Here is a 17520-nt window from a genome sequence, read left to right as displayed (position 1 = left end):
CCGGTGCCCCCATTAACCCCCCCCGGGGGGGGGGCCCCCCGCCCCCCCCGCCCCCCCCGGCCCCCACGTCCCTGACGAGCACCACACCGACCCTCAGCAGTGAGAGGCGAACCACCATGACCCACACCACCACCGGCACCGGTGATCCGGTCGGCTCCCGGCGCCCGCGTCGCAACCGGCCGGGCTTCCGACGTCGCTCACCCTTCGCCCGCGTGTCGGCCCTCGCTCTCGCGCCGGCCCTCGCACTGACCCTGATCGTGGCGATTTCTCCGTCCGCCCCGGCCGCGGCGCACAGCCTGTCCGTCACCTCCCCGAGCCTGATCTTCCAACGGGGCCAGGGAGCGGTGGAGTTCGGGTCGTCGGCGGCCTCGGTCTCCTGGACGATCACCGATGAACAGGGCACCCGGGTGCGCGGTGGCACCAGCTGGCTCTCCGGCGGGAAGGCCACCATCCCCGTCGCCGACCTCGCCCCCGGCTACTTCGAACTCGCCCTGCACGCGGGCGCCGCCCCCGATCCGACCGACCTGCGTACCTCGTTCGCCGTCATCGAACCCGTCCCGGACAGTTCGGTCGGCCCGGCCTCACCATTCGGCGCCGCCGTACACATCGGCCGGGCGGGCTGGGGTCTGAACGTGCTGGACGAGGCACGGAAGACGGGCATCGCGCACATCCGCGAGGACGCCTGGTGGAACCGGTTCGAGACCACCAAGGGCAGCTACACTTTCCCTGCCGACTTCTCCGACACGATGGCCCACGCCCGTGAGCTGGGCATCACTCCGATGATCATCGCGAACGGCGCCAACTCCCTTTACGACAACGGCCGGACGCCGAGCAGTCCCGAGGGTGTCGCCGCCTTCGGGAAGTTCGCCGCGGCGGTGCTCAAACACTACGACCTGAGCAACGTCGAGGTGCTGAACGAGTACAACGCGGGCACCTTCAACAACAGCGCCTGCGGACGGACCGCCGCCTGCTACCTGGAGGTGCTCAAGGGGGTCCACCAGGCCGTGAAGGCCGCGGACCCGGGCGCCAGGGTCGTCGGCCCGGCCACCATCGGCATCGGCAACTGCACCCCAGCCGACGGCAGCAAGTGCTTCGCGCCGGACCTGATCGACCGCGGCGGGCTCAAGGCGATGGACGCCTACAGCGTCCACCCCTACCACTTCCCCGGCGGGCCGGAGTGGCTGGGCGGTACCGGCGACACCATCGCCGGACTGCGGCAGCGGATCCGCGCCGCCAACGGCGGCCAGGACAAGCCGATCATCCTCAGCGAGATGGGCTGGCCCACCGACACCGGCCACGGCACCACGGAGCGCCAGCAGGCCGACAACCTGATCCGGCTGTACGCCACCGGCCTGGCCAACGGTGTGACCCGGGTCTACTGGTACGACCTGGTCGACGACGGCAGCGATCCCGCCTCGACGGAACAGAACTTCGGGATGCTCAGGCAGCCGGTGACCCCCACTGCCGCGAACCCGGTCTCGGTCACCGCCAACGCACCGAAGCCCGCCGCGGTCGCCCAGGCGGTGGTGGCCCGGATGCTCGGCGGCAAGACGTACGCCGGTGACGACTCAGTGGCCGCACCGGCCCACTCCGTTCGTTTCACCGGTAGCGGCACGACGCGTGTGGTGTGGGCGACCACTGCCCGCGACCTCACGGTCTCGGCGACCGGCCCGGTCACCCTGGTCGACTCCTGGGGCCGACGCTCCGTCAGGCAACCGACGGACGGCCGCCTCACGTTGGAGGCCGGCCCGTCCCCGGTGTTCATCGAGGGCCCTGTCACCGGCGTCGGAGCGGCGACGCCGTAGTGGTTGCGCACCGGAGAACGGTTCGAGAGGCGGGTGCCGGGCACGCTGTGCTTCCCGGCACCCGCCGTACGGACCGAACCCCGGCTCGTGGCGGCGGCCCTGCGTCAGAAGGTGACGTCCGAGCAGGCGTAGAACGCATTGCCGGTGTCGGCGATCGTCCAGACGCCGAGGATCAGATGCTTGCCCGACTTCTGCGGCAGGACCCCGGCGTGGGTCACGGTGGACCCGGGCAGCCGGCCGCCGAAGGGCACCGTCAGGAACGGCTGCGGATCCAGGTCGGCCCTGGTGAGGGGCTTGGCGGGGTCGTAGCCGTCCTTGGTGATGTAGTAGCGGAAGTCGGTCGTGGCGTGCCGGGCCTCGATGCGCCAGCGGAAGGTGTAGCTCTGGCCGCCGGTGACCTTCGTCGCGGGCCAGGCACCGCCACGCGGGTCGTCGAGCTCGGAGAACCGGCCGTTGCCGCCGGCGCAGAGGGTGCCGTCGACCGGGCCGCGGGCGGGGAAGCCCTTCGGACCCTCGACGCTCGGCGGCTCCCACTGGATCTGGCCGCAGTTGCGCACGGTGCCGTTGCCGCAGAGCTGCTGACGGCTGACGGGAGCGTCGGTGTAGCCGTGGCTCTGGGCGCTGCCGGTGGTGACGAGGAGGGAGGCTCCGGCGATCCCGAGGCCGAGTACGAACGAGGTGATCCTTCTGCGCATGCTTCGCTCCTGAGGGAGGTGTGGGGGCGCTGCGTGACGAGTGGGGAGGGCGCGCACCACCCCACTAGGTCTAGACCAACTTCGAGACTAGCCAGGGCGATTGGTCATGTCCATACCAGTAATGCGCCTCAGGGTGACCGGCCGATGACGGTCGCGACCGGGCCGAACGGGGCCCGTGGACACAGTGGGCCGGGGGACCAAGCAGGCGTACGCTGACAAAAACGCCTGCGCACCGCTAGTGAGCGATGGAGGCGGCCCATGAACGACCCACACGGCTTCCTCAAGTTCCCCCGCCGGCCCGTCCCGCCACGCCCCGTCCAGGAACGGCTGAGCGACTGGAACGAGGTCTACGCGGGACAGACGCGGCTCCCCCTGGTGTCGGAGCAGGCCGGGCGCTGCATGGACTGCGGCATCCCGTTCTGCCACAGCGGCTGCCCACTGGGAAACCTCATCCCCGAGTGGAACACCTACGCCAGGCGGGAGGACTGGCGGGCCGCGGCCGAGCGGCTGCACGCGACGAACAACTTCCCCGAATTCACCGGACGCCTGTGCCCGGCCCCGTGCGAGGACGCCTGTGTGCTGACCATCAACGCCGACCCGGTGACCATAAAGAACGTCGAGCAGGCGATCGCCGACCAGAGCTGGGAACGCGGGTACGCGGCACCGAGGCCGCCCGAGCGGCTCAGCGGGAAGACTGTCGCCGTCGTCGGCTCCGGCCCGGCGGGCCTGGCCGCGGCACAGCAGCTCACCAGAATCGGCCACACCGTCGCCGTCTACGAACGCGCCGACCGCATCGGCGGACTGCTGCGCTACGGCATCCCCGAGTTCAAGATGGCGAAACGCCACCTGGACCGCCGCATCGAGCAGATGAGGGCGGAGGGCACCAAATTCCGCACGGGTGTGGAGATCGGCAGTGATCTCGACGCCGCCGAGCTCACCGAGCGGCACGACGCGGTCGTCATCGCCGTGGGTGCGTGCGGCCGGCGGGAGCTGCCCGTGCCGGGGCGTGAGCTGCACGGCATCCACCAGGCCATGGACTATCTGACCCTGGCCAACCGGGTAACCCAGGGCGACTGCGACGCTTCGGACGTCACCGCCGAGGGCAAGCACGTGGTGATCATCGGGGGAGGGGACACCGGGTCGGACTGCATGGGCACCGCACTGCGTCAGGGGGCCGCCTCCGTGGTGCAGCTGGACATCAATCCGGAGCCCGGCGACGACCGGTCCGACAGCGAGCCCTGGCCCGTCTACCCGAAGGTCTACCGGATATCCCATGCTCATGAGGAGGCCCGGGGCCGCGAGGGCACGGACCCGCGTGTCTTCGCCTCGGCCACCCTCCGCTTCGAGGGCGACGGGACCGGGCGGGTGTACGAGTTGCGCCTCGCGGAAGTGGAACCGGAGGCCAGAAGGCCGCTCCCGGGCACCGAACGACGTATCCCGGCGGATCTGGTGCTGCTCGCGCTCGGCTTCCACGGCCCCGAACGTGACACCGGGCTGATGCGGCAGCTGGGACTCACCCTGGACGGCCGGGGGAACTTCGCCCGGAATGCCGGCTTCGGGGCCGAGACATCGGAGCCGTCCGGCCGGGCCGCCCGAGGCCGGACGGACGGGATCTTTATCGCCGGTGACGCGGGGCGCGGCCAGTCCCTCGTCGTGTGGGCCATCGCGGAAGGACGGTCTGTCGCGGCCGCGACGGACCGCTATCTGAGCGGTTCCACAGTGCTCCCGGCGCCGATCGCACCACAGGACCGGCCCTTGGTCGCCTGACCGGACCGGCCGAGTACCCGCTGCGTAAACCAGCCGTACGGGCCGGTGGTCGTGGGATTGGGGGCGCGTTCAACATTTACGCGCCGTGTACTTCAAGCCGATTATTACCCGGCGTACTGCCGCAGACGGACTTGAGGGAACCGGCCAGAGCGCTCGCGTGCAGCTCGTCGAGACCCCTTTCACGGCTCACATGTCCCGCCGAGATGCCCAGCGCGACCCGGCACAGCGGAGCGGCCCGCCGGTACGGTGCCGAGTCGGCGACCGCCCGGACGAGCGCCTCGTTGAGCCGGTCGACCTCCTTGCGTACGTCATCGAGGCGGGGACGCGCGGCCGGTGCCTCGGAGGGGTGGTCCCGCCACAGCCGGTGCAGCCCGCGCTGCACCGCCTTGTTCGCCTCGATCTGGTCGCGGAAGACCAGCCTGGTCAGCCGTGGGTCCGCTCCCAGCTTCCCGGCCCGCGCAGCCGCGGAATCCAGCACCTGCCGCTCCCTGACCGGGTCGTCGACCGGGCTGCCGGTTCCCCACTTGGCCGCGGCGACCAGGTCACCGGTGGCGAGTCGCCGGGCGGAGAGCTCGGCGACGGCGTGCAGGGGGGACACCTGGGTAGTGCCGCCGGGAAGCGCGGCGGCCGTGGCGGGCGGGGCCGCAGTGCCCGCTCCGGCGAGCAGGGGCGCTGCCGCGAGTGCGGCAGTCATCAGGTGGCGCGAGGGCGAAATTCGGCGCACGGAGACTCCTCGGGTCAGTATTACTAATAATTCATATTCATGGCGGACTGAATGGTCAGAGCCTCACTGGCAATTCTCGTCAGGGCCGTCACCGGGTAGTCGCATGCGGCTTGAATTCGACGGTTGAGGTCGCCGGGTGGGGAAAAATTAGTAGAGCGGGCCGACCGGAGACGGTTCTTGGGTCCGCGGGGTCCAAGAAGCGGCCCCCACCACACTTCAGCCCATATTTCATCGCGTGTGACAGGTGGCGGCCGGTGCGCCGGTTCCCTGCGCCCGCGCGCGTAGTAATTTTCAACTCCTTTCTGGCTTGTGCACTGTGCTGCGCTGGTTCCTTTCGTAAAGGTGCTGTGAGTGGAAAACTGTGAGCCGCTGCCCGGCGGTGATCCGGAGGTGGATTCCGGTGGGGCCGGAGGGAAAGGCGCCTCGGTGTCTGCCGTGCACGCGGTCCTGCGTGTGGCGGCGTACCCGCTCCTGCTGGCGGGTGCGGTCTCGGTGGGTGCTGCGGCACTCTGTCTCGACTGGGATCCGGAGCATGTGAGTCCGCTCTTCCTGCTCAGTGTCATTTCCTATCTCACCGTGCTCGAACGGCTGATTCCGTATCGCCGGTCCTGGCATCCGAACGCCGGTGAATGGCGCTGGTACGGGGTCTATTTTCTGCTGACGATGGTGGCCAGCGCATTCGCGCAGTATCTTGTCTCCGCAGTCGTATCCGAAGTATCGACGCGCGAATCAGATCTGAATCTCTGGGCGGAAATACCGGCGGCCTTGCTGACCGGTTCGCTGGCCAGTTATCTGGTGCACAGGCTCGGTCATACCAATGCGATATTGTGGCGGCTGCACGGCGTGCACCATGTGCCGGAAAAGGTCAACGTCGCCAATAACGGCGTCAACCACGTCCTCGACATCGTTCTCGCACAGGGAACCGTTCAGCTCGCTCTGGCGATGGTTGGCTTCTCCCGCGATTCCGTGTTCATCGTGGGCCTTTTTGTGGCTGCCCAGGGCTATTTCGTCCATGCCAACATCGACGTGCGCATCGGCCGGCTCAATCATGTGCTCGCCAGTCCCGAGCAGCACCGGCTGCACCACAGCACCGACCTGTCCGAGGCGGGCCACTACGGCTCGGACCTGTCGATCTGGGACCACGTCTTCGACAGCTACACCTGGCGGCCCGGCCGCGAACCGGTCTCGGTCGGGCTGGGCGATCCCGCGTCCTTTCCCCGTACCGGAGAGATCGTCGCCAGTCTTCTCCACCCCTTGCGCCGCGCGAAGGGGCCCGGGACCGGTTCTGCCTGAACTGCCCTTGCATGCCGGTCCGCGGCGTCACGACTTTAGGAGTTACAGCCTTGCCCGACGTGAACAGTGCCTCTGTGAGCGAAAAAGTAGCGATCATCGGCATGGGGTGCCGACTGCCCGGCGGCGCGTCGGACCACCGCGCCTACTGGCAGAATCTCATGGAGGGCAAGGACTGCATCACACCGACACCGGCCGATCGCTATGACGTCGGCAGTCTCGGCAGCAAACACAAGGAGAAACCCGGACGCCTGATCGGCGGCCGCGGTGGTTATATCGACGGTTTCGACGAATTCGATCCCGCCTTCTTCGGCATCAGCCCGCGCGAGGCCGATCACATGGACCCGCAGCAGCGAAAGTTGCTCGAAGTCGCGTGGGAGGCGCTGGAGGACGGTGGGCAGCGGCCCGCGGAGCTCGCCGGCAGCAATACCGCCGTGTTCGTCGGCGCGTTCACGCTGGACTACAAGATCCTGCAGTTCTCCGACCTGGGCTTCTCGTCACTCGCGGCCCACACCGCCACCGGCACCATGATGACGATGGTTTCGAACCGTCTCTCGTACTGCTTCGACTTCCGTGGACCGAGCCTGTCGCTCGACACCGCGTGCAGTTCTTCCCTGGTGGCGGTGCACCTCGCCTGCCAGAGCCTCAACAACCGGGAGACCGATCTCGCACTGGCCGGCGGCGTCCTGCTGCACATGGCGCCGCAGTACACCATCGCCGAGACCAAGGGCGGATTCCTGTCGCCCGACGGCCGTTCACGCGCGTTCGACGCCACGGCCAACGGCTACGTACGGGCCGAGGGCGTCGGCCTGGTCGCACTCAAGCGGCTCGACGACGCGCTGCGTGACGGCGACCCCATCCACGCGGTGATCCTCGGTGCCGGGGTCAACCAGGACGGCCGGACCAACGGCATCACCGTGCCCAACGCAGACGCCCAGGTCTCCCTCATCCGGCGCGTCTGCGGCGAGGCCGGCATCACCCCCGGCGACCTCCAGTACGTGGAGGCGCACGGCACCTCCACGCCCGTGGGCGACCCCATCGAGGCCAACGCCCTGAGCCGCGCCCTGGCGGAGGGCCGCCGACCGGACGCCCCCTGCTATGTGGGCTCCGTCAAGACGAACATCGGGCACACCGAATCGGCGGCGGGCATCGCCGGCCTGATCAAGACCGTGCTCTGCCTCAAGCACCGCCTCATCCCGCCCCACATCAACCTGGAGCAGCTGAACAGCGCCATCGACCAGGGGGACTCCCCGTACCGCATCCCGACCGAGCCCACCCGATGGCCGGCACACGAGGGGCCGGCACGGGCCGGGGTGAACTCGTTCGGGTTCGGCGGCACCAACGCGCACGTCGTGCTGGAGCAGGCACCGGACAGGAGCGCCCCGCCGGCCCCGACCGGTGAACGGGACTGGAATCTCCTCCCGTTGACCGCCCGCATCCCGGAAGCCCTGCCGGAGGTGGCGGCAGGCATCCGCCGTGAGCTGTCAGGAGCGAACGGGCCCGAGGTATCGCTGCCCGACCTCGGCTACACACTGGCCCACCGTCGCCAGCACCTGGAGTCGCGGCTCTCCGTCGTGTACTCCTCACGGGCCGGACTGGACGAGGCACTCGGCGCCTTCCTGTGCGGCGAACCGCACCCCGCAGTCGTCCACGGCAAGCAGCTCGAAGCCGAACAGCGCGGCCTGGTCTGGGTCTTCACCGGAATGGGCCCGCAGTGGTGGGGAATGGGCCGCCAACTGCTCGACACCGACAAGGTGTTCCGGGACGCGGTCACCCGCTGCGACCAGGCCATCCGTTCGATCGCGGGCTGGTCCCTGATCGAGGAGATGAAGGCCGACGAAGCCGGCTCGCGCATGGCTGAGACCTGGCTCGCCCAGCCGGCCAACTTCGCCGTCCAGGTAGGACTCGCGGCCATGTGGCGCCACTACGGCGTACGGCCGGACGCGATCGTCGGACACAGCACCGGAGAGGCCGCCGCCTTCTACGAGGCAGGGGTCTACTCCCTGGAGGACGCGGTGAAGGTGGTGATGCATCGCAGCCGCCTCCAGCAGAAACTGACCGGCACCGGCACCATGCTCGCCGTGAGCCTGCCCGAGGACGAGGCGCAGGCCCGGGTGGCCGCGTTCGGCGACCGGGTGTCCGTGGCCGCGGTCAACAGCCCCTCGGCGGTCACCCTGGCCGGCGACCGCGACGCGCTGGCCGAGCTGGCGGACCGGCTGCACGCGGAACAGGTCTTCGCCAAGTTCCTCACGGTGCAGGTTCCGTACCACAGCGCGGGCATGGAGGCGATCAAGGACGAACTCCTGGCCTCGCTGGACGATCTCGCCCCCCGGGCGGCGACGGTTCCGCTCTACCTGACCGGGCAGGAAGGCACGGCGCACGGCAGTGAGCTGGACGCGAGCTACTGGTGGAAGAACGTCCGCCACCGGGTCCGCTTCCGCTCGGCCGTCGACCGGCTCGCCGCCGACGGATACGGACTGTTCCTGGAGATCGGTCCGCACCCGGTGCTCGGCCACTCCATCCGGGAGTGCCTCGAAGACCGGGGCATGCCCGTACGCACCCTGCCGTCGATCCGCCGCCAGGAGAACGAACCGGAACGCTTCGCCGCCTCTCTGGCGGAGCTGCACAACCTCGGCCTCCCCATCGACTGGAACACCCTGCACCCGGCGGGCAGACCGGTGGTCCTGCCCCGCTACCCGTGGCGGCGCGACCGCTACTGGACGGAGCCCGCCCCCGTGGCCCAGGTGCGCCTCGGCCACATCGACCACCCGCTGCTTGGCCGTCGCACCGCGGACACCGAACCGACCTGGGACACCACGCTCGACACCGAGCGGCTGCCCTACCTCGACGACCACCGCATCCAGTCCACCGTGGTCTTCCCGGCAGCGGGATACCTGGAGATGGCCACGCAGGCCGTTCGCTCCCTCACCGGCGGCACACACGTCGTGCTGACGGACATCGAGTTCCGCAAGGCACTGTTCCTGCCCGAGGGCGAGGACCGCGCCGTACGTCTGACCCTCTCCTCGCAGAACGCGGCGTTCACGATCGCGTCCAAGGGGCAGGACGAGGGCGCCCGGGCCGTGCACGCCGGCGGAGTCGTGCGCTCGGGGCAGCCACGACCGGCAGGGCCCCCCGCCGACACCGAAGCCCTCCGGGCCCGCGCCCGGCGCCGGCTCGACGGCGAGGACTGCTACACGGAGCTCGCCGCCCTCGGCTACCACTACGGGCCCGCGTTCCGCGCCATCGACGAGGTGTGGATCGGCTCCGGAGAGGTGCTCGCCCGGCTCCGCCCGCCCACGGCGATCGGTGACGACGCGGCCGGCCACCACATCCATCCCGTACTGCTCGACGCCTGCTTCCAGTCGCTGCTGACGACACAGCTGCTCGATGCCGAAGACACAGACGCGGGCGGACCGGGGCGGCAGACCACCGGAATCCGCCTGCCCCTGTCGATCGAGGAACTGCGCCTCGCCCCGGTGGGGGACCGGCCGATCTGGGTACACGCCACGGTGACCCGCGACGGCGCGGACGAACTCGTCGGGGACATGGCCGTATACGCGGACAGCGGCGAACCCCTCGGCGGCATCAACGGATTCCGCGCCGCCGACGTGGAGAAGGCGTCCACCACGGTCGGGCTCGGCACGATCGACTCCTGGCTCGCCGAGACCGTCTGGATCGACAGCCCCGTCGAACCCACGATGGACGAGGCCGAGCACGGAGCGGCGACCGGCGCTGCGAGCCGGCCCGCCGGGTCCACCGGCGGTGACTGGCTGATCTTCGCCGACAGCCGGGGCGTCGGCGACGCCCTGAGCGCCCTGCTCGCCGCGCGGGGCGAGCGCTGCCACCTGGTGCGCCCCGGCGACACGTACAGAAGAGGTGGCGAAGACAGCGAGTTCACCGTGGCCCCGGGGTCCGCCTCCGACCTGGAGCGGCTCTTCTCGGACCTGAACGAAGGCAAGGACGGCCGACACGGCGTCGGCGAAGGCGACGTGAGGCCCGTCGGGTCCATCGTGCATCTGTGGAACCTCGATCTGCCGCAGCTCGCCGAGACCTCGCCGCAGGACCTCGCACGGCACAGCGGCACCGGAGCCTACTCACTGGTCGCGCTCGCCCGGACACTGCTCCGCCGCGGGGCGGCGGGCCGGCTGCATATCGTGACCCGCGGCGCCCAGCACGTCGAGCCCGGCGAGACCGTCGAACCGCTGGGAGCGCCCGCGTGGGGGGTGGGCCGGGTGCTCAGGCACCAGGAGCTGACCTCCCACCCCGGCAAACTGATCGACCTGGACCCCCGGGTGCCGGGCGACGAGGAGTGCCGGGCCGAGGCCCACGCACTGCTGCTTGAGCTCCTGAGCGACGACGAGGAGGAGATCGCGTTCCGTGGCACGGCCCGCCGCACCAGCCGCATCCGGAGGGCCGAACAGCTGACGCATCCCCTCCCGCTGCGACTGCGCACCGACGCGGACTACCTGGTCACCGGCGCCTTCGGAGCGCTCGGCCGACTGCTCTGCCGGACGCTGGTCCGGCGTGGGGCGCGCAGTCTGATCCTGATCGGACGCACCGCGCTGCCGGAGCGTTCCGCCTGGCGGGAGCTGGGCCCCGACACCGCCGCGGGCCGTGCCACCGCCTTCGTCAAGGAACTGGAGGCGCTCGGGGCACGGGTCGTCCTGGCCCCGCTCGACATCACCGATGAAACCGCCTTCACGGCCTGGCTGGACGCCCACCGGCGCACCGACCCGCTGCCGATCCGTGGCGTGTTCCACCTCGCAGGTCAGGTCCGTGACACCCTCGTCGAAGACATGGACCACCGGACGTTCTCCGAGGCCCACGACCCGAAGGCCATCGGTGCCCACCTGTTGCACCGCCACCTCCGGGACGAACCGCTCGACCACTTCGTACTGTTCGCCTCGATCGCCTCGCTGCTCACCACGGCGGGCCAGACCAACTACGCCGCGGGTAACGCGTTCCTGGACGCGCTGGCCCAGCACCGCCGGGCACTCGGACTGCCGGGACTGAGCGTGGACTGGGGCCCCTGGGCCACCGGCATGATCGAGGAGCTGGGGCTCGTCGACCACTACCTCCACAGCCGCGGGATGAGTTCGCTCGCACCGGACGTCGGCATGGCCGTGCTGGAACGTGTCATCGGCCAGGACCGCGCCCAGCTGCTCGTCGCCACGGTCGTCGACTGGCCGGTCTTCCAGGCCTGGTACACCGCACCGCCCCGGTTGGTCGCCGAACTGGCGGCGGCCGCCCCCGCCAAGACGCCCACCGGGCCGGGCGAGGGCATCCTCGAAGCCTTCCGCTCCGCCGACACGGCGGAGCGCCTGACTCTGGTGACCGGGCGGTTCATCGAGCTGACCGCCTCGGTACTGCGGACCGGCCCCGACCGGATCGACCCGCAGGCCGGGCTCAACGCGCTGGGACTCGACTCGCTTCTGGCGATGGAGCTGCGCGCCCGGGTCAGCTCCGAGCTCGGCGTCGCCCCGCCCGTCGTGGCACTGCTGAGCGGCACCCCGGTCGCCGAGCTGATCACACAGCTCCACGACGCCCTGGCCGAGCTGGTCGCCCTCGAGGCCGGCGGCGGCGAAGCGGCCGAAGTCGAGGTGTACGAGGACGAACTCAGCCACCCGCTGACGCAGAACCAGAAGGCCCTGTGGTTCCTCAGGCAGCTCAACCCCGAGGGCTACGCGTACAACATCGGCGGCGCCGTCGAAGTCCGGGTCGCGCTCGATCCCGACCTCATGTTCGAGGCCGTGCGCTGCATGGTGGACCGACACCCCGCGCTGCGGACCAACTTCCTCACGGTCGACGGCGTACCGCTGCAAAAAGTTTCGCCGCAGGCGAGCCCGGACGTCGCCCTGTTCGACGTGCAGGACCAGGAGTGGGAAGACATCCATCGCACGATCGTGGCCGAGTACCGCAAGCCGTACGACCTGGAGACCGACCCGCTCTTCCGCTTCCGCCTCTTCAAGCGTGCCCCCGACCGCTGGGTGATCATGAAGGCGGTGCACCACATCGTCTCCGACGCGATCTCGACCTTCACCTTCATCGAGGAGCTCCTGGCGGTGTACGAGGGGCTGCGCCACGGCCAGGCCCCCTCGCTGCCACCCGTCACCGCCCGCTACCTGGACTTCCTCAACGCTCAGAACCGCTTCCTGGCCGGGCCCGCCGCGCCGCGCATGCTCGACTACTGGCGCTCCCACCTGCCGGCCGAGGTACCGACCCTCGAACTCCCCGTCGACAAGCCCCGCCCCGCCGTGCAGACACACAACGGCGCCTCCGAGTTCTTCGTCCTGGACACCGAGCTGAGCGCCCGGGTGCACGCCCTGGCCCGCGAGCACGATGTGACTCCGTTCATGGTGCTGCTGAGCGCCTACTACGTGCTGCTGCAGCGCTACTCCGGCCAGGACCAGGTCATCGTGGGCAGTCCGGTGACCGGCCGGACCGAGCAGGAATTCGCCTCCGTCTACGGCTACTTCGTCAACCCGCTCCCGCTGCACGCGGATCTGTCCGACGACCTCTCGGTGGCCCGGCTGCTGCAAGAGGTCCGCACCACCGTGCTGGGCGGCCTGGACAACCAGGAGTACCCGTTCGTCCTCCTGGTCGACAAGCTGGGACTCCAGCACGACCCCAGCCGCTCCGCGGTGTTCCAGGCCATGTTCATCCTGCTCACCCACAAGGTCGCCACCGAGAAGTACGGCTACCGGCTCCAGTACATCGAACTCCCCGAAGAAGAAGGTCAGTTCGATGTGACGCTGTCGGTGTACGAGGACGAGGCGGAGCACCGCTTCCACTGCGTCCTGAAGTACAACACCGACCTGTTCCTGCCGGAGACCATGCGGCGGATGGCATCGCACTACACCGCACTGCTCGACAGCATGACCCGCGCCCCGGCGGACCGGCCCACCTCCCGGCTGGAGATGCTGGGCGCCCAGGAACGGGAGCGGCTGGTCGGCGAATGGAGCGGCGCCGGGCGCACCGCACTGCCCCCGGCAGCGGGGGAGAGCGAGGCGGACGGCTTTCGCCCGGTGCATCAGCTGATCAGTGAGACCGCCGCCCGCTGCCCGGACGCCGTGGCCATCACGGTCCCGGCGCTCCAGGGGGCGGCGCACCGGCTGACGTACGCGGAACTCGACCGCAGGTCGGGCGAGCTGGCCCGGCGGCTGCGCGGGCTCGGGACCGGTGCGGGGTCGGTGGTGGCGCTCTGCCTGGACAAGTCACCCGAACTCATCATCGCGCTGCTCGCCGTCCTCAAGGCCGGCGGGGCCTACCTCCCGATCCCCGCCGACCACCCGGCCGACCGCGCCGCCCAGACCGTACGGGCCGCGGGCGCCACCCTCGTCGTCGTCGAGGACGACGCCCGCCGGGACCGGCCGGCGGGGCTGCCGGTCCGGACACTCGCACTGCGGGAACTGTACGAGGCGGACCCGGACGCGGCTCCCGAGCCGGACGGCCGGAACGCGAGTGGGCCTGGGGCCGATGACCCGGTCGTCGGCCCCGACTCGACCGCCTACATCATCCACACCTCCGGCTCGACCGGCCTGCCCAAGGCCGTGCGGGTCAGCCACCGCAACCTCGCCTCGGCCTACGCGGCCTGGCTCCAGGAGTACCGGCTTGACCGCGACGTGCGGGTGCACCTCCAGATGGCCGCCCCGTCGTTCGACGTCTTCACCGGCGACGTGGTGCGGGCGCTGTGCTCGGGCGGCAGCCTGGTGCTGGTCGACCGCGACCTGCTCTTCGACACCGAACGCCTCTACACCACCATGCGCAAGGAGCGCGTCGACTGCGCGGAGTTCGTCCCCGCCGTCGTACGCGGCCTCATGGACCACTGCGAACGCTGGGGCCGACGCCTGGACTTCATGCGTTTGCTGGTCGTCGGGTCCGACGTGTGGAAGGCCGGGGAGTACCGCAGGCTGCACGACCTGTGCGGGCCCGGCACCCGACTGATCAACTCCTACGGGGTCACCGAGGCGACCATCGACAGCGCCTTCTTCGAAGGGCCCGTCGACGACCTGGAACCCGGCCGGACGGTACCGATCGGACACCCCCTGGGCAACAGCACGCTCCATGTGCTCGACCGGCACGGCGAGCCGGTGCCGCCCGGTGTACCCGGCGAACTGTGGATCGGCGGCGAGGGCGTCGCGCTCGGGTACGCCGGCGACCCCGAGCTGACGGACCAGCGCTTCGTCACCCGGACCTTGAGCCGTGAGCCGGACGCCGCCCCCGTACGCCTCTACCGCAGCGGCGACGCGGCACGCTGGGACGCGGACGGCCGGGTCCATCTCCTCGGCCGGTTCGACGACCAGGTCAAGCTCCGGGGCCATCGCATCGAGATCGGCGAGATCGAGGCACACCTCGCGCAGCGGCCCGAGCTGGCCCGGACGGTCGTCACGGTGCGCCCCGACGCCCGAGGTGAGGACGTGCTCGTCGCCTACTGCGTACCGGCCCAGGGAGCCACACCGGACGGGCGTGCGCTGCGCCGGCACCTCGGGGACCGGCTGCCCGCGTACATGGTTCCGGCACACTTCGTCGTACTCCCGCAGCTGCCGCTGACCGCCAACGGCAAGGTCGACCTCGCTTCCCTGCCGGTGCCCCGGCCCGACGCGGACGACGCGCCCGAGGAGACACCGCGCACACCCTTCGAGCTGAGCATGGCCCGGCACTGGGAGGAACTGCTCGGACTGGAACGGGTTGGCCTGACACAGGAGTTCTTCGAGGTCGGCGGCAGCTCCATCAAGCTGATCGAGCTGATCCACCGGCTCCGCAAGGAATTCGGCGTCGGCATCCCCGTCAGCCTCCTGTACCGGGTCACAACCCTGCACGGGATGGCCACGACGCTGGAGCGAATGGCCACCGGAAACGTCTCCGACGACCTGCCCTGCCTCAGCTTCAACAGCGAACGGGAGCCGACCGTGTTCTGCTTCCCGCCGGCGGGCGGCCACGGACTCGTCTACCGGGGATTCGCCGCCACACTGCCCGAGTACCGGCTGATCGCCTTCAACTACGTCCCGGGCGCCGACAAGGTGGTCCGCTACGCCGACCTCGTCGAATCCCAGCGGCCCGAGGGCAAGTGCCTGCTGCTCGGCTACTCGCTCGGCGGCAACCTCGCCTTCGAGGTGGCCAAGGAACTGGAGAACCGGGGCCGCGACGTCGCCCATGTGATCGTGCTGGACTCGCACCGCATCGTCGAGGCGTACGAACCCGGCCCCGAGCACATCGAGTTCTTCGAGGCGGAACTGACGGAACACCTGCGCAAACACACCGGATCGGACGCCGTGGCCCGCGAGACCCTCGACCACGCCGCCGAGTACCTGGCCTTCTCCGGGCGCACCCCGAACCTCGGAACGGTGTCCGCAACCGTCAGTGTGATCACCGACGAGGAGAAGACCGCACTCTACGCCGCGGGCGCGTCCGGCACCTGGCACGGCAGCTCGACCACGGCCAACGCCGTGCTGCGCGGCTCCGGGATCCACGCCGACATGCTCGACCCCAAGCACGCGGCGCGCAACGCCGAGCTGGTGCGCGGCATCCTCCAGGAGGGCGGCGCCGATGTCCGATGAGGCGGAGGACGAGTGGAGCGTCCCCGGCCGGGAGAAGGACGGCAGCCCCCGGGTCATCGTGATCGGCGCGGGCGTCGCGGGAATGTCCACCGGGTGCTACGCGCAGATGAACGGGATGCGCTCGCGCATCTTCGAGAAGCATGTGCTGCCCGGTGGCTGCTGCACGGCCTGGTCGCGCGAAGGCTACATCTTCGACTACTGCATCGAATGGCTGATCGGCACGGCCACCGGCAACGACGCCAACCAGGTGTGGCGCGAACTGGGGGCACTCGACGGCAAGACCATCACCAACTTCGACATGTTCAACCGGGTCGTCGACGAGACCGGCCGGTCCGTGACCTTCTACAACGACCCGGACCGGCTGGAACAGCACCTGCTGGGCATCTCGCCCGACGACGCCCGGCTGATCCGTTCCTTCTGCCGGGACCTGCGCCGGTTCGCCGACATCGAGCTGTATCCGTTCCTGACCGCCCCGGCCCTGCGCACCGTACGGGAGAGAGCGGCGCTGCTGCGCACCGTCCTGCCCGCGTTCCGGCTGTTCTGGCGCACGGCGGCCACGCCGATGCACGAGTTCGCCGACCGGTTCCAGGACCCGTTGCTCCGCAGGGCGTTCCGCAACATCTTCTTCCAGGACCCGGAGGGCTTCCCGCTCCTGCCGTACCTGTTCAACATGGCGGGAGCCCACCACCAGAACGCCGGGTTCCCACAAGGAGGGTCGCTCGGCCTGGCCCGGTCGATCGAGGAGCGCTACACCGGGCTCGGCGGCGAGATCAGCTACCGGGCACGGGTGGAACGGATCCTGGTCGAGGACGGGCGCGCCGTCGGGATCGAACTGCGCAACGGCAAGCGGTACTACGCCGACCACGTCGTCTCGGCCTGCGACGGCCACACCACGATCCAGGGCCTGCTGCAGGGCCGGTACACCGGACCGCGGATCGACAAGCTCTACGACGAACTGCTGAACCGCCCCGGCACGCTGTTCCCCGCGGTGGTCTCCGCCTTCGTCGGCATCCAGGGCGAGCTGGGCCCCGACCGGGCCCACAGCACCACGTACCTGCTCGACCCGCAGGACGCCGAGCAACTGCCCGGTGCCCTGCAGAGCAGCGTGGTGGTGCAGATGCGCTCCGACTACTCGGACGGATTCGCCCCGCCGGGAAGATCGGTCATCCACTGCACCTACTTCAGCGACTTCGCGTACTGGAAGGCGCTGCGCGCCGCCGACCGCAAGGAGTACCGCGCGAAGAAGCGCCAAGTGGCCGACTTCGTGCGGGGGTTCCTGGAGCGTCGGCTGCCGGGCGTGGGCGAGCGGATCGAACTGGTCGATGTCGCCTCCCCGGCGACGACCCGCCGCTACACCGGCAATTACGACGGTTCCATCCTGGCGTGGAAGGCGTTCTCCGAGGCCGACGACATCGCGGCCAAGCTGGTCGGCAAGGACCGCATGCGCCTGCCGGGCCTGCGCGGATTCTCGATGGCCGGGCAGTGGGTCGGCATGGGCGGCCTGATCCGCGCCGCGTCCACCGGGCGCTTCGTCGTCCAGTACCTCTGCGATGAGCTCGGGCGCGGGTTCACGGCATCAGAGAGCCGGGGCACCGAACCCTGGCATCCGGGAAAGCTGGGCCGACTGCCCCAGCTCGACAACTGGTCCATGCGTGGTGACACCCGCACATGAGTACCGAGGA

At 70.0% G+C, this 17520-nt stretch carries 7 protein-coding genes; 5 read left to right on the top strand and 2 right to left on the bottom strand.

Annotated features, from left to right (window positions below; all coding sequences use genetic code 11):
- Positions 1-116: 116 nt before the first annotated feature.
- Positions 117-1805 (top strand): hypothetical protein, encoded by a 1689-nt coding sequence (locus tag ACFVH0_RS37160; protein ID WP_385827645.1) that lies wholly within the window; start codon positions 117-119, stop codon positions 1803-1805.
- 104 nt (positions 1806-1909) lie between these two features.
- Here ACFVH0_RS37160 and ACFVH0_RS37155 read toward each other — a convergent pair whose 3' ends face one another.
- Complete coding sequence (locus tag ACFVH0_RS37155) at positions 1910-2500, bottom strand: lytic polysaccharide monooxygenase (protein WP_385827643.1); 591 nt, start codon at positions 2498-2500, stop codon at positions 1910-1912.
- Between the two features lie 258 nt (positions 2501-2758).
- On the opposite strand from ACFVH0_RS37155, the gene ACFVH0_RS37150 reads away from it, so the two are divergent.
- Entirely contained in the window at positions 2759-4267 is a 1509-nt protein-coding gene (locus ACFVH0_RS37150) for a glutamate synthase subunit beta (RefSeq protein ID WP_385827641.1), read from the top strand.
- A gap of 76 nt (positions 4268-4343) precedes the next feature.
- Here ACFVH0_RS37150 and aroQ read toward each other — a convergent pair whose 3' ends face one another.
- Complete coding sequence (aroQ, locus tag ACFVH0_RS37145) at positions 4344-4991, bottom strand: gamma subclass chorismate mutase AroQ (protein ID WP_385827639.1); 648 nt, start codon at positions 4989-4991, stop codon at positions 4344-4346.
- A 351-nt stretch (positions 4992-5342) separates the two neighbouring features.
- On the opposite strand from aroQ, the gene ACFVH0_RS37140 reads away from it, so the two are divergent.
- Genes ACFVH0_RS37140 through ACFVH0_RS37130 form a run of 3 tightly spaced genes read left to right on the top strand, consistent with a single transcriptional unit; the run spans position 5343 to position 17510 of the window.
- The gene (locus ACFVH0_RS37140) at positions 5343-6284 is read left to right on the top strand and encodes a sterol desaturase family protein (protein WP_385827637.1); all 942 of its coding nucleotides are present in this window, start codon (positions 5343-5345) and stop codon (positions 6282-6284) included.
- Between the two features lie 50 nt (positions 6285-6334).
- A complete protein-coding gene (locus ACFVH0_RS37135; RefSeq protein ID WP_385827635.1) occupies positions 6335-15838 on the top strand; it encodes an amino acid adenylation domain-containing protein in 9504 nt (3167 codons plus the stop codon).
- Entirely contained in the window at positions 15828-17510 is a 1683-nt protein-coding gene (locus tag ACFVH0_RS37130; protein WP_385827633.1) for a phytoene desaturase family protein, read from the top strand. The genes ACFVH0_RS37135 and ACFVH0_RS37130 overlap by 11 nt, the downstream gene beginning before the upstream one ends.
- Positions 17511-17520: the final 10 nt, after the last annotated feature.

It is taken from the genome of Streptomyces sp. NPDC127117, from assembly GCF_042677325.1.
Taxonomy (GTDB): Bacteria; Actinomycetota; Actinomycetes; order Streptomycetales; family Streptomycetaceae; genus Streptomyces.
This window is presented reverse-complemented; position numbering and strand designations above follow the sequence as displayed.

Excerpts from the sequence above, each read along its gene's own strand:
- ACFVH0_RS37160 (WP_385827645.1), top strand. The coding sequence starts at position 117 with ATGACCCACACCACCACCGGCACCGGTGATCCGGTCGGCTCCCGGCGC.
- ACFVH0_RS37155 (WP_385827643.1), bottom strand. The coding sequence starts at position 2,500 with ATGCGCAGAAGGATCACCTCGTTCGTACTCGGCCTCGGGATCGCCGGA.
- ACFVH0_RS37150 (WP_385827641.1), top strand. The coding sequence starts at position 2,759 with ATGAACGACCCACACGGCTTCCTCAAGTTCCCCCGCCGGCCCGTCCCG.
- ACFVH0_RS37130 (WP_385827633.1), top strand. The coding sequence starts at position 15,828 with ATGTCCGATGAGGCGGAGGACGAGTGGAGCGTCCCCGGCCGGGAGAAG.